We start from the raw sequence: 13,098 nt of genomic DNA on the forward strand, positions 1-13,098 counted from the left end.
TATGATGGACACCTTTAGGATTCCCGAGCTAGCTATACAACGTGCGCCTGTCTTCCATTAAATTGTCGGGATTTAAGTCATTCGTCGATCCCACCAATTTCCAGGTGCCGGGGCAGCTGGTTGGCGTGGTCGGTCCCAATGGTTGCGGCAAGTCGAACATCATCGACGCGGTGCGCTGGGTGCTGGGCGAATCGAAGGCGTCCGAGCTGCGCGGCGAGTCCATGCAGGACGTCATTTTCAACGGCTCGACCCACCGCAAGCCGGCCGGGCGCGCCTCGGTCGAACTGGTGTTCGACAATAACGACGGCAAGGCTTCCGGCCAGTGGGGCCAGTACGCCGAAATCGCCGTCAAGCGCACCCTCACGCGCGACGGCACCTCGACCTACTACATCAACAGCCAGCCGGTGCGCCGGCGCGACATCCAGGATATTTTCCTCGGCACGGGCCTCGGTCCGCGCGCCTACGCCATCATCGGCCAGGGCATGATCTCGCGCATCATCGAGTCGCGCCCGGAAGAACTGCGCGTGTTCCTCGAAGAAGCGGCCGGCGTGTCCAAGTACAAGGAACGCCGGCGCGAAACCGAAAACCGCCTCAACGACACGCGCGAAAACCTGCTGCGGGTGGAAGACATCCTGCGCGAACTGAACGCCAACCTCGAAAAGCTCGAAGCGCAGGCGGTCGTCGCCAACAAATTCCATTCGCTGCAGGCGGACCAGGAAGAAAAACAAAAGCTCCTCTGGCTGCTGCGCAAGAACGAAGCGCAGACCGAGCAGAATCGCTACTTCCGCGAGATGGAGCAGGCCCAGACCGATCTGGAGGAGCAGACGGCCAAGCTGCGCCACGTCGAACTCGATCTCGAACACATGCGCCAGGCGCATTTTTCGGTGGGCGACCGCCTGCACACGGCGCAGGGCCACCTGTACCAGACCAACTCGGAAATCGGCAGCCTGGAAGCGCAGATCAAGTTCGTCATCGAATCGCGCAGCCGCCTGCAGAACCAGCTGCTGGCGCTGAACGCCCAGCGCAACCAGTGGCAGACGCAGGGCCAGGATTACCAGCAGCAGATCGAGGAAGCCGAGTACCTGCTCGAAGAACTGGGCGGGAGGGTCGAACAGTCGCAGATGAACGCCGAAGCCCAGGGCGAGCGCCTGCCGGACCTCGATGCCGCCTGGCGCGCGGCCCAGCACAAGACCACCGAATCGCGCGCCCGCATCATGCAGGCGCAGCAGCAGATCGAACTCGAATCGGCGCACCAGCGCAACGCCTCGAACATCCTCAACGGCCTGCAAACGCGGCGCGAGCGCCTGCAGCAGGAAAAGAACGGCCTCAATCTGCCCGACAGCAGCCATCTGGCCAACCTGCGCATGCAGCTCGAAGAAAAGCAGCAGGCGCTGGAAGAGCAGACCATGCTGCTCGAAGAAGCGACCGAACAGCAGCAGCGCACCGAGGATGAACGCACCGCCGCGCAGGCCCAGGTCAATCTTGAGGCCGCGGCCAACGCGCAGCTGGAAGCGCGCCTGTCGGCCCTGAAGCAGTTGCAGGAACGCGTGCAAACGCAGGGCAAGGTCCAGCCCTGGCTGCAAAAGCACGAACTCGATGCGCTGCCGCGCCTGTGGCAAAAGCTGGGCATCGAACAGGGCTGGGAAACGGCGCTCGAATCGGTGCTGCGCGAGCGCACCGGCGCGCTTGAAATGTCGAACATCGAATGGGCCAAGGCCTTTTTCAGCGATGCGCCGCCCGCCAGGCTGGCCCTGTACGCGCCATCGCTCGCCGGCGCCGCGGCCCCAAGCGAAACGCCGGGCCTCACAACGTTCGCCAGCCTGCTCAAGCTCAATGAACCGGGCCTGCGCGGCTTGTTGGGCGACTGGCTGCACAATGTCTTCGCCGCCGACGACACGGCCAGCGCCTTTGCCGAGCGCGCGCGCCTGCCGCAGGGCGGCTCCTTCATCACGCGCCAGGGCCACGTGGTGACCCAGTCCAGCGTGCGTTTCTACGCGGCCGATAGCGAGCAGGATGGCATGCTGGGGCGCCAGCAGGAGATCGACAACATCGGCAAGCAGCTGCGCGCGCAAACCATGCTGGCCGACGAAGCACGCGCCCGCGCGGTGCGCGCCGACGCCGCCATGTCGGACCTCACGCGGCGCCTGCAGGATGCGCGCCAGCGCGTGGCCACGCTCACGCAAGGCGTGCACGCGCTGCAGATCGAAGTCGTCAAGCAGTCCGAGGTCGAGGCGCGCTTCAATCAGCGCAGCACCCAGATCCAGGCCGACCTGGCCGAGATCGCGGCGCAGGAAGCCGAGCAGCAGCAGGTCCGCATGGAGTCCGAGGAAAAATTCGAGCAGCTCGACATGGAACTGGCCGAGCTGCAGGGCGCGCACGAAGATGGCCAGACCGATTTCCTGAGCCGCGAACAGGCGCTGACGGACGCGCGCGAAAAGCTGCGCGAGTTGGAGCGCGCGGCCCAGGAAGCGCAGTTCGCCGAAAAAACCCAGCGCAGCAAGATCGAGGAACTGCGCCGCAATATCGCCACCGCCACGCAGCAGGCGGCCCAGGTAAGCGAGAGCATCGCGGTCGGCCAGATGGAACTCGAAGCGCTGGAAAGCGGCGCCGCCAGCGACGGCCTGCAAGACTTGCTGGACCGGCGCACCAGCCAGGAGCGCGCGCTGTCCGATGCGCGCCATGAGCTCGACCAGATCACGCAGCAGCTGCGCGCCGCCGAAGACACGCGCACCCAGTCCGAACGCAGCCTGCAGCCGCAGCGCGACAAGATCATGGAAATGCAGCTCAAGGAGCAGGCCGCGCGCCTGAACCAGGAGCAGTTCGCCGAAGCGTTAAAGACGGTCGATGCCGACGAAGCGGCGCTCTCCGAAAAGCTCCATCCCGACATGAAGCCGTCCTACCTGCAGGGCGAGGTGACGCGTTTGACGAATGCCATCGCGCTGCTGGGCGCGGTCAACCTGGCCGCGCTCGACGAGCTGGCGCAGGCGTCCGAGCGCAAGAACTTCCTCGACGCGCAGAACAATGACCTGAACGAGGCGATCATGACCCTGGAAGACGCGATCGCCCGCATCGACAAGGAAACGCGCGAGCTGCTGCAGGATACCTTCGACAAGGTCAATCACCATTTTTCGGAACTGTTCCCGATCCTCTTCGGCGGCGGCAACGCCAAGCTGGTGATGACGGGCGACGAAATTCTCGACTCCGGCGTGCAGGTCATGGCGCAGCCGCCGGGCAAAAAGAACGCCACCATTCACTTGCTGTCGGGCGGCGAAAAAGCGCTGACCGCGACCGCGCTGGTGTTTTCGATGTTCCGCCTCAATCCGGCCCCATTCTGCCTGCTCGACGAGGTCGACGCGCCGCTGGACGACGCGAACACCGAGCGATTCTGCCGCATGGTAAAACGGATGTCCGACCATACTCAATTCCTTTTCATCTCGCACAATAAAATTGCGATGGAAATGGCCAATCAACTGATCGGTGTGACGATGCAGGAGCAGGGCGTATCGCGCATTGTGGCGGTGGACATGGAGTCCGCCGCAAATTTTGCTACCGAGGCACAAGCAGCATGACAGATTTACAAATGAGCCTGATCGGTGCCAGCGGCGTATTCGTCGCCGGCGTCTTCGCGTACAACAAATGGCAGGAGCACAAGGCCAAGAAGAGTGTCGAACGCGCCTTCTCGTCCGAGCATGACGACGTGCTGCTGCGTCCCGGCGACATCGTGCGCAGCGAACCGACGTTCGACGTCAAGCCGGCCCCGGTGGCCGACGACACGCCTGCGGCGGCCCCCGCGCCGGTCGCAGCACCGGTCGCAGCAGCACCGGCTGCGCGTTTCGACGACGAAGCGGCGCAGCCAGTCGCGCCGGTGGCGCCAGTGGCGCCCGTGGCGGCGCCGGTGGAAGCACTGAGCCCGGCCACCGAGCTGGCCACCAGCCTGGTCGACCCGCTGATCGATGTCCTGATTCCGCTGGCGCTCGAAGCGCCGGTGCGGGGCGACAAAATCCTGCCGATCCTGCACACCCTGCGCCACGTCGGCAACAAGCCGGTGCACTTCATCGGCCTGCACGTGAACGGCGACTGGGAACCGATCGTCCACGGCGGCGTCTACACCAAGCTGCAGGCCGGCGTGCAGATGGCCAGCCGTACCACGGCCCTGAACGAACTCGAATACTCCGAACTGGTCACGCGCCTGCGCGCGGTGGCCGACGACATCGGCGCCGAGCCGGAAATTCCGGACATGATCGAAGTCATGGGCGAGTCGCGCACCTTGCACCGCTTCGTGGCCGGGCACGACGCCCAGCTGGGCGTGAACCTGATGTCGTACGGCGCCCCGTGGTCGATCGCGACCCTGATCGGCGCGCTGGAGAAGCAGGGCTTCGATGTGCGTCCCGACGGGCGCTACATCATGCCGGACGGCGACGGCGGCCAGCTGTTCACGCTGACCACCAACGTCACCCTCGGCGCCGACACCACCTCGCGCCTGACCTTGCTGCTGGACGTGCCATGCGTGGCGCCGGCGCGCAACGGCTTCGGCGCCATGCTGGGTTGCGCCAAGGCGCTGGTGGGGCGCCTGGACGCCGTCATCGTCGACGACAGCGACCAGCCGCTGACCGACCAGGCGCTTGCCGAAATCAACAGCCAGGTGCTCGATTTCTACCAGGAGATGGAAGCGGCCGACATTCCGGCCGGTTCGACGCGCGCCATGCGCTTGTTCAGCTAATAACAAAGATCATCGTGACGACAACAACAACAGCAACGCAGGACAGCGATTACCTCGACCGCATGACGCAGCTCACGGCCGAACTGAATCGCCACATTTTTTCGTACCACGTGCAGGATGCGCCGACCATTCCGGACGCCGAGTACGACCGCCTGTTCCGCGAACTGCAGGCGCTCGAAGCGGCGCACCCGGAAGCGGTATCGGTCGACTCGCCCACCTACCGCGTGGGCGCGACGCCCCTGCCCGAATTCAAGCAGGTCACCCACAGCATTCCCATGCTCTCGCTGAACAACGGCTTCGAGGACGAGGATATCGAGAATTTCGACCGCCGCGCGCGCGAAGGCCTCGACGCGGAGCAGGTCGAGTATGCGGCCGAACTCAAATTCGACGGCCTGGCGATCAGCCTGCGCTACGAAAACGGCGTATTCGTGCAGGCCGCCACGCGCGGCGACGGCGCCACCGGCGAAGACGTCACGGCGAACATCCGCACGGTGCGCGCCATTCCGCTGCGCCTGCATGGCGACACGGTGCCGGCGGTGCTCGAAGTGCGCGGCGAAGTGCTGATGTACAAGGCCGACTTCGCCAAGCTCAATGCGCGCCAGCGCGACGCCGGCCAGAAGGAATTCGCCAACCCGCGCAACGCCGCCGCCGGCAGCCTGCGCCAGCTCGACTCGCGCGTCACGGCCCAGCGCAGCCTGCGCTTCTTTTCCTACGGAGTCGGTGCGCTGGAAGGGGCCGACATGCCGCCATCGCATTCGGCCCTGCTGGACTGGTACCAGACGCTCGGCCTGCCGGTGTCGAGCGAGCGCGCCGTCGTCACCGGCGCGCAAGGCCTGATCGACTACTACCGCGACATCGGCAAGCGCCGCCCAAGCCTGGCCTACGAGATCGACGGCGTGGTGTATAAAGTCAACCGCCTCGAACAACAGCAAAAGCTTGGTTTTGTGTCGCGCGCGCCGCGCTTTGCCATCGCCCACAAATTTCCGGCCGAAGAAGCGCTCACGCAAGTGCTCGACATCGAAGTGCAGGTCGGCCGCACCGGCGCGATCACCCCGGTGGCGCGCCTGGCGCAGGTCAACGTGGGCGGCGTGAACGTCACCAACGCCACCTTGCACAACGAAGGCGAAGTGCGGCGCAAGGATATCCGCATCGGCGACACGGTCATCGTGCGCCGCGCCGGCGACGTGATTCCCGAAGTGGTGTCGTTCGTGGCCGACCGGCGTCCGCTTGATGTGCGCGAATTCGTCATGCCGGCCAACTGCCCGGTGTGCGGCTCGCCGATCGTGCGCATGGATGACGAAGCCGTGGCGCGCTGCTCCGGCGGCTGGACGCATTGCAGCGCCCAGAAGAAGGGTGGCCTGATGCACTTCGTATCGCGCCGCGCGCTCGACGTCGAAGGCCTGGGCGACCAGCTGATCGAACAGCTGGTCGACAAGGGCCTGATCCACAACGCGGCCGACCTGTACACGCTCGACAAGGACAAGCTGGCGGGCCTGGACCGCATGGCCGCCAAGTCGGCCCAGAACGTGGTCGACGCGCTCGAAAAATCGCGCGACACGACCATGGCGCGCTTCATTTACGGGCTCGGCATCCGCAACGTGGGCGAGTCGACCGCCAAGGCGCTGGCCCAGCACTTCGGCAACCTCGAAGCGCTGCTGCACGCGGCCAGCTTCGAAGGCGGGCTGCAACTGCTGGAAGTGCCCGACATCGGCCCGATCGTGGCGCGCTCGATCAGCGAATTCTTGACCGATGCCGACAACCTGGCGCTGGTGCGCCTTCTCTCCGGCGTGCTGCGCTGGAAGGAAGGCGAGCACGTGATGAAAAACACGGGCGCCATGGCCGGCAAGACCTTCGTCATCACCGGCACCCTGCCGACCCTGTCGCGCGACGAAGCCGGCGCGCTGGTCGAAGCGGCCGGCGGCAAAGTCTCCGGATCGGTATCGAAAAAGACCTCCTATGTCGTTGCCGGTGCGGATGCCGGCAGCAAACTGGCCAAGGCGCAGGAGCTCGGCATCACGCTCCTCGACGAAGCGGCCCTTCTTTCACTGCTGGCGACAGCATCTTCCACGGAACCGAATCAAGATGAATCCAGTTAGAAAAGCAGTCTTTCCCGTAGCCGGTCTCGGTAGCCGTTTTCTGCCGGCCACCAAGGCACAGCCGAAGGAAATGCTGCCGATCGTCGACAAGCCGCTGATCCAGTATGCGGTCGAAGAGGCGGTCGCCGCCGGCATCACCGAAATGATCTTCATCACGGGCCGCAACAAGCGCGCCATCGAAGACCATTTCGACAAGGCCTACGAACTCGAATCGGAACTCGAAGCGGCCGGCAAGGAGGCGCTGCTCGAACTGGTGCGCAACGTCATCCCGAAGAACATCAACTGCATCTACATCCGCCAGTCGGCGCCGCTGGGACTCGGGCACGCGGTGCTGTGCGCGCGTCCGGTGGTGGGCGACGAGCCGTTCGCGGTGCTGCTGGCCGACGACTTCATGGACACCGATCCGGGCGAGCGTCCGGTGCTGGCGCAGATGACCGACGTCTACGCCTACGAGCAATGCAGCGTGCTGGCGGTGCAAGAGGTACCGCGCGCGAACACGCGCCAGTACGGCATCGTGAAAGCGACCTCGTACCGCGAAAACCTGGAACTGGTGTCCGAAATCGTCGAAAAGCCGATGCCCGAGGTGGCGCCGTCGACCCTGGCGGTGGTGGGGCGCTATATTTTGTCGCCCAAGATTTTCCGCTACCTGGAGCACATCGGCACCGGCGCCGGCGGCGAAATCCAGCTCACCGACGGCATTGCCGCGCTGATGGCGGCCGAACGCGTGCTGGCCTACCGCTATACGGGCCAGCGCTACGATTGCGGCTCCAAGCTAGGCTACCTGACGGCGATGACGGCGATGGGCCTGAAGCACCCTGAAACCGGCGAAGGCTTCCGCACCTTCCTCGAACAGCTGCACCGCGAGCAGAATTTCTCATGACCGTCCGCGAGATCCTCAAGATGGGCGATGCGCGCCTGCTGCGGGTGGCCGAGCCGGTACGCGAGTTCGGCACGCCGGCCATGGAGGCGCTGATCGCCGACATGTTCGACACCATGCACCATGCGAATGGTGCCGGGCTGGCCGCGCCGCAGATCGGCGTCAATTTGCAGCTGGTGATTTTCGGCTTCAAGGACAACCAGCGCTATCCGGACGCGCCGGCGGTGCCGCAGACGGTGCTGATCAATCCCGTGCTCACGCCGCTGTCGAACGAGAAGGAAGAAGCGTTCGAAGGCTGCCTGTCGGTACCGGGACTGCGCGGCAGCGTGCCGCGCTTCACGCAGCTGCGCTACGAAGGCGTGGACCAGCATGGCAAGCGCATCGAGCGCGAGGTAGACGGCTTTCATGCGCGCGTGGTGCAGCACGAAGTCGACCACCTGCTCGGCATCCTGTATCCGATGCGGATCGAGGACTTCACCAAATTTGGCTACACGCAGGTCATGTTCCCCGACCTGGACCCTGACGAAGACGATTGACCACCATGATATTGAAGACTTTGCCGGCCCTGTGCCTGGCGCTGTTCGTGTGCGCTCCGGCGCTGGCCCAGAATGCGGCCACCCCTGACGCCACCGCCACCGCCTTCGACGGCAGCGAGAAGCGCAGCCAGGTATGGCTCACCAGCGGCTTTGCGACCTACCACTTCCAGAGCGACAAGGATCTCAACGGGCGCAATCCCGGGGTCGGCGTCGAGTACCGCCTGTCGGAGCATTCGGCGCTGACGGCGGGACGTTTCTTCAACAGCGACCGCCAGCACTCGAAGTATGTGGGCATGTATTACCAGCCCCTGTCGTACGCGGGCGTGCGCCTTGGGGCGGTGCTGGGCGGCTTCGATGGCTACCCCAAGATGCGCGACGGCGGCTGGTTCCTGGCTGCGATTCCGACCGCCACGTTCGAGTACAAGCGCGTGGGCGTGAACGTGGCGGTGGTGCCGACCTATAAAGACCGGCTGCATGGCGGGATTTCGGTGCAGCTCAAACTCAAGCTGTTCGAGTAATCCTACTTGAGGTGCTGCGCGAAAAAGGCCCGCGTCCTGTCGTTGGCCTGCGTGGCCGCCTGCGCGTCGAAGTGCACGCCGTTCCAGCGCGCGAAGGCGTGGTTCTGGCCGGGATAGGTAAAGATCTGCACCAGCGGGTTGCCCTCGGCCGCTCTGGCGATGGTGGCGCGGGCGCTTGCTGAAATGTATTCGTCGGCTTCGCCCAGGTGCATCATCAGCGGGCAGGCGAGATTGTTGAAGGCGTCGGCGTGCTTCTCGGTGCCGCCGCCGTAGTAGGCGACCGCGGCGTCGGGTTTGGCGCGGGTGGCGGTCAGGAAGGTCAGCAGGCCGCCCATGCAAAAGCCCATCACGCCCGCCTTGCCGGTCGCGCCGGGCAGGGCGCGCGCCGCTGCCAGGGTGGCGGCGATATCGTCCACGCCCTTGTCCACGTTGAACGCCTTATACAGCCCCATGGCCTTTTTCCATTCGGCGTCGGTCTTGTCGGTCAGCTCCACATTCGGTTCGAGGCGCCAGAACAGGTCGGGGCAGACCGCGATGTAGCCTTGCGCGGCTAAGCGGTCGCACGTCTCGCGCAGGTCGGCGTTGATGCCGAAGATCTCTTGCAGGACCACGATGGACGGGGCGGGCGTGGCGGCCGGACGGGCGACATAGGCACCGAAGGTGCCGTCGGGCGTGTCGATGGTGATGCGTTCGTTCATGTGCTGCCTCCTTGCGCTGGTGAGGAGGCGATTGTGGCACAAACAGGGAAACCGGAACGCCCGCGTAGCACGGGCGTCCTGCTCAGCGCTTGACCTTCCCCAGCGGGTCACCCTTGTTCCAGGTCGGCATGGTGGCCGCATTGGCTACCTCATACCCGAGATTGAGCGTGAACTGCGCCTGCTGCACCATGCCGCGCAAATCCCAGGCCGGGTTGTACTCGTCGCTGACCTGATGGTAGTGATCCTTGAAACCGACCATCTTCGCGTTTGAGGCGCCGTGTTCGTGGTCGAACTCAAAGCTGCCGTCGCCCGAGAACACCGCCGACCCCACATTAAACGCCGGCACGCCCGCTTTGGCAAAATTGAAATGGTCGGCGCGGAAGTAGGCTCCTCCCAGGTCGGGAATCGGCGGCGCCAGGCGCAGGCCCATGGCCTTGGCCACCTTGGCGGCGCTGGCGTGCAGGCTGCTGCGCTCCGCACCGGCCACGCCGATGTCGCGCGTGAGGCCGACGAAGTTCATGCTGTCCAGGTTCAGGTCCGCCGCCGTTTTTGCCAGCGGCCAGACCGGGTCGCGCACGTAGCCAAGGCTGCCGATCAGGCCCTGTTCCTCGGCGCATGGCCACAGGAAAATCTGGGTGCGGCGGGCTGGCTGGCGTACCGCCACCTGCGCCATCGCCAGCAGTGCGGCCGAGCCGGAGGCGTTGTCGACCGCGCCATTCCAGATGTGATCCGGCTTGCCCTCGGCGCTGTCGATGCCGAGGTGGTCCCAGTGGGCCGAATAGATCACGGCCTGTTCCTTGAGCCTGGCGTCGGTGCCCGGCACGATGCCGACCACGTTGAACTGTTCGACCGGGCGGATGGCGCTGTCGACGGCGACCCTGGCATGCGCTTTCAGATCGACCGCCTTGAAGCCGCGCACTTCCGCCTTGGCGCGCAAGGCGTCGAGGTCCTGGCCGGCGGCGGCGAACAGGGCGCGCGCCGTCTCTTCCTGCAGCCAGCCTTGCAGCGCGTTGCCTTCGCCGGCCAGGTGGAACTGCTCCTTGCTCATGCCATTGGCCGGCACGCTCCACGGGTAGGAGGCCGACTCGGTCGTGTGAATCAGCAGTACGCCAGCCGCGCCGCGGCGCAGCGCTTCTTCGTATTTGTACATCCAGCGCCCGGGGTAGGTGAGCGACTTGCCGCCGAAGCGGTCCGGTTCCGCCGCCGTGGGCTTGGGGTCGTTGACCATCATGATCAAGAGCTTGCCCTTGACGTCGACGCCCTTGTAGTCGTCCCAGTTTTCATCGTCGGCGCTGATGCCGTAGCCGACGAACAGCACCGGCGCGTCGAAGCGCACCCTGGACTTGCCGCTGGCGTTGTTGAAGACGATCTCCTTGCCGAGCTGCGGCGACATCGTCTTGCCGCCGACATCAAAGCTCACCGCGCTGGTGGACAGGGTCTTGGTGCCGACCATGTTCACGGACTGGCGGTACACTTTCCCGACGCCGGGCAAGAGGCCGATGGCGGCAGCCTGGGTTTCGAGATAGCGCACGGCCAGTTCGCCGCCGCGCTGGCCGGTGCCGCGGCCTTCGAGCATGTCATCGGCGAGGAAGGACAGGTGGGCGCGCAGCGGCGCTTCGGCCACCGTCGGCGTACTCGTTGCGCCGTGTTTCTGGGCGAGGGCCGGCTGGCTGGCGAGGACGAGGCCGATGGCAAGTGCGGAAACGCGGCGCATTGATGCTCCATTGAAAATGTACGAGGGGGAGCATCGTGCCATGAATGGCGCAGTCGTGCAACGCGGGTTCGCCGCAGGCGGTCCTGGGCAGCTTGATTCCAGGGTGTTTATCAATTACAATTTTGCAACTTTTAAATCCTTGCCGCAGCCGGCCTGATCGGGAATTCGCCATGCTTCATCTTTCAGTCGCGCTCGTGACGACCTACGGTTTGCTGGCGCTTGCCGTCTGCGCATTATGGCTTGCGCCGCTGAAGCTGCGTTCCGGTGTGGACGTTCCGCCGTGGCTGTGCTTGCTGGTGCTGGCTTGCGCCAGCGGCGTGGCGACCGGGCTGCTGTCGCTGCAAGCCCTTGCGGCCATCGCCGTGCTCGGCGCGCTGGCATACGCGGCCAAGCGCAGCCAGAGCGGACCGCTGCACGTGTTCTTGATGGTGGCGATGGGATGCATGATGCTGGCGATGTCGCTGCATCGCTTTCCGGGTTTCGTCAATCCGCCGCTGGTGACCGACATGGTGATCAGCGCGGCGGCAGAGCCGGTCACGCACCGCCTCAATTTCGATAAGGCCGCCGCCGGACTGATCCTGTTCGCTCTGTTTTGCGTGCCGGCACGCACGCGCGAGCAGTGGCGCGAGGTCGGGCGCCATTACTGGATCATTCTCGGCACGCCGCTGCTCGTGCTGCCGCTCGGGGTGCTGGTGGGAGATGTCGATGTCGATCTCAAGCTGTTCGCGTACACGCCGGTGTTTATCGCGCTGAACCTCCTGTTTACCTGCGTGACCGAGGAGGCGTTTTTTCGCGGCTTCATCCAGGAGCAACTGGCGCGCGCCATGCAGCGCTGGAAGGCGGGGCCAGGCATTGCGATGTGCGTCGCGGCGCTCCTGTTCGGCCTGGCGCACGCGGGTGGAGGGTGGCCGTTCGCCGGACTGGCAAGCCTGGCCGGCCTGGGCTACGGTTATGCCTACCTGCGCTCGAAGCGCATCGAAACGGCCATCCTGGCGCACCTGGCGCTCAATGGCATCCACTTCATCGCATTCACCTATCCACGCTTGAGCCCAGCCTGAGGCAGCGGCGCGGGCGCGCACGTCTGTCACTGCAACATGATCAAATCCGCAATTTTATTGTTGCGATAGTTGTTTATCAATGGCAATATGCTTGCTCAACGGCTACAGATCCCTCTGTCGCGCGGCGAACCCGTTCGTCCCTACCACCTCACCCATAAGGATAATTTCATGAAACAGTACAGCGCCGAGTTTCTCGGAACATTTTGGCTCGTGCTCGGCGGTTGCGGCAGTGCAGTGCTGGCGGCGGCGTTTCCGGGCGTCGGCATCGGCTTGCACGGCGTCTCGCTGGCCTTCGGCCTGACCGTGCTCACCATGGCGTACGCCATCGGCCACATCTCGGGATGCCACCTGAACCCGGCGGTGTCGATCGGCTTGTGGGCCGGCGGGCGCTTTCCGGCGTCGAAACTGCTGCCCTATATCGGCGCCCAGGTTGTCGGGGCGATTGCCGCCGGCGGCGTGCTGTATGTCATCGCCAGCGGCGCCGCCGGCTTTGATGTGAGCAAGGGTTTTGCCTCCAACGGCTACGGCGCGCATTCGCCGGGCGGCTATTCGCTGCTGGCGGCGCTGGTGACGGAAGTGGTCATGACGATGTTCTTCCTGATCGTGATCCTGGGCGCGACCGACAAGCGCGTGCCGGCCGGTTTCGCGCCGCTGCCGATCGGGCTGGCGCTGACCCTGATCCACCTGATCAGCATCCCGGTCACCAACACCTCGGTCAACCCGGCGCGCAGCACCGGCGTGGCCCTGTATGTGGGCGATTGGGCAGTCGGCCAGCTGTGGCTGTTCTGGGTGGCGCCGATCGTTGGTGCCTTGCTCGGTGCGCTGGTTTACCGTTTCATCGCCAGCGACGACAAGTAATCCGGGGCGGCGGTCCGTGTGCC

10 protein-coding genes are annotated in these 13,098 nt (G+C 65.0%); 8 read left to right on the plus strand and 2 right to left on the minus strand.

Going from position 1 to position 13,098, the window contains the following annotated elements; translation table 11 throughout:
• Window positions 1-41 precede the first annotated feature (41 nt).
• From smc to RBA41_RS03080, 6 genes are all read left to right on the plus strand, one after another.
• Window positions 42-3,569: a chromosome segregation protein SMC gene (smc, locus tag RBA41_RS03055; RefSeq protein WP_306620913.1), complete on the plus strand. Its 3,528-nt coding sequence runs from the start codon at window positions 42-44 to the stop codon at window positions 3,567-3,569.
• Window positions 3,566-4,720 carry a cell division protein ZipA C-terminal FtsZ-binding domain-containing protein gene (locus RBA41_RS03060; RefSeq protein ID WP_306620915.1) on the plus strand — a complete coding sequence of 385 codons (1,155 nt, stop codon included), beginning with the start codon at window positions 3,566-3,568 and terminating at the stop codon, window positions 4,718-4,720. Before smc ends, RBA41_RS03060 begins: the two co-directional genes overlap by 4 nt.
• A gap of 62 nt (window positions 4,721-4,782) precedes the next feature.
• Window positions 4,783-6,816 (plus strand): NAD-dependent DNA ligase LigA, encoded by a 2,034-nt coding sequence (gene ligA, locus RBA41_RS03065; RefSeq protein ID WP_306621347.1) that lies wholly within the window; start codon window positions 4,783-4,785, stop codon window positions 6,814-6,816.
• The gene (galU, locus tag RBA41_RS03070) at window positions 6,803-7,696 is read left to right on the plus strand and encodes a UTP--glucose-1-phosphate uridylyltransferase GalU (protein WP_306620917.1); all 894 of its coding nucleotides are present in this window, start codon (window positions 6,803-6,805) and stop codon (window positions 7,694-7,696) included. The genes ligA and galU overlap by 14 nt, the downstream gene beginning before the upstream one ends.
• Window positions 7,693-8,229, plus strand: coding sequence for a peptide deformylase (gene def / locus RBA41_RS03075; protein WP_306620919.1), 537 nt, complete (start codon window positions 7,693-7,695; stop codon window positions 8,227-8,229). Before galU ends, def begins: the two co-directional genes overlap by 4 nt.
• A 5-nt stretch (window positions 8,230-8,234) precedes the next feature.
• Window positions 8,235-8,747, plus strand: coding sequence for a hypothetical protein (locus tag RBA41_RS03080; RefSeq protein WP_306620921.1), 513 nt, complete (start codon window positions 8,235-8,237; stop codon window positions 8,745-8,747).
• Between the two features lie 2 nt (window positions 8,748-8,749).
• On the opposite strand, the gene RBA41_RS03085 is transcribed toward RBA41_RS03080, so the two are convergent.
• Both RBA41_RS03085 and RBA41_RS03090 read right to left on the minus strand, forming a co-directional pair.
• Window positions 8,750-9,445: a dienelactone hydrolase family protein gene (locus RBA41_RS03085; protein WP_306620923.1), complete on the minus strand. Its 696-nt coding sequence runs from the start codon at window positions 9,443-9,445 to the stop codon at window positions 8,750-8,752.
• An 82-nt stretch (window positions 9,446-9,527) separates the two neighbouring features.
• On the minus strand, window positions 9,528-11,159 hold the full coding sequence (locus RBA41_RS03090; protein WP_306620925.1) for a M28 family peptidase: 1,632 nt from the start codon (window positions 11,157-11,159) through the stop codon (window positions 9,528-9,530).
• 170 nt (window positions 11,160-11,329) lie between these two features.
• Between RBA41_RS03090 and RBA41_RS03095 the strand changes: the two genes are divergently transcribed.
• Together RBA41_RS03095 and aqpZ are read left to right on the plus strand one after the other, a co-directional pair.
• Window positions 11,330-12,217, plus strand: a complete 888-nt coding sequence (locus RBA41_RS03095; RefSeq protein ID WP_306620927.1) for a CPBP family intramembrane glutamic endopeptidase — start codon at window positions 11,330-11,332, stop codon at window positions 12,215-12,217.
• A gap of 168 nt (window positions 12,218-12,385) precedes the next feature.
• On the plus strand, window positions 12,386-13,075 hold the full coding sequence (aqpZ, locus tag RBA41_RS03100) for an aquaporin Z (RefSeq protein WP_306620929.1): 690 nt from the start codon (window positions 12,386-12,388) through the stop codon (window positions 13,073-13,075).
• Window positions 13,076-13,098 lie beyond the last annotated feature (23 nt).

The sequence above is a fragment of the Massilia scottii genome, assembly GCF_030846495.1.
Classification (GTDB): Bacteria; Pseudomonadota; Gammaproteobacteria; order Burkholderiales; family Burkholderiaceae_D; genus Telluria_A; species Telluria_A violaceinigra.

Coding starts and splice junctions, on each gene's coding strand:
- RBA41_RS03060 (WP_306620915.1), top strand. CDS start 3,566: ATGACAGATTTACAAATGAGCCTGATCGGTGCCAGCGGCGTATTCGTC.
- ligA (WP_306621347.1), top strand. CDS start 4,783: ATGACGCAGCTCACGGCCGAACTGAATCGCCACATTTTTTCGTACCAC.
- galU (WP_306620917.1), top strand. CDS start 6,803: ATGAATCCAGTTAGAAAAGCAGTCTTTCCCGTAGCCGGTCTCGGTAGC.
- def (WP_306620919.1), top strand. CDS start 7,693: ATGACCGTCCGCGAGATCCTCAAGATGGGCGATGCGCGCCTGCTGCGG.
- RBA41_RS03080 (WP_306620921.1), top strand. CDS start 8,235: ATGATATTGAAGACTTTGCCGGCCCTGTGCCTGGCGCTGTTCGTGTGC.
- RBA41_RS03085 (WP_306620923.1), bottom strand. CDS start 9,445: ATGAACGAACGCATCACCATCGACACGCCCGACGGCACCTTCGGTGCC.
- RBA41_RS03090 (WP_306620925.1), bottom strand. CDS start 11,159: ATGCGCCGCGTTTCCGCACTTGCCATCGGCCTCGTCCTCGCCAGCCAG.
- RBA41_RS03095 (WP_306620927.1), top strand. CDS start 11,330: ATGCTTCATCTTTCAGTCGCGCTCGTGACGACCTACGGTTTGCTGGCG.
- aqpZ (WP_306620929.1), top strand. CDS start 12,386: ATGAAACAGTACAGCGCCGAGTTTCTCGGAACATTTTGGCTCGTGCTC.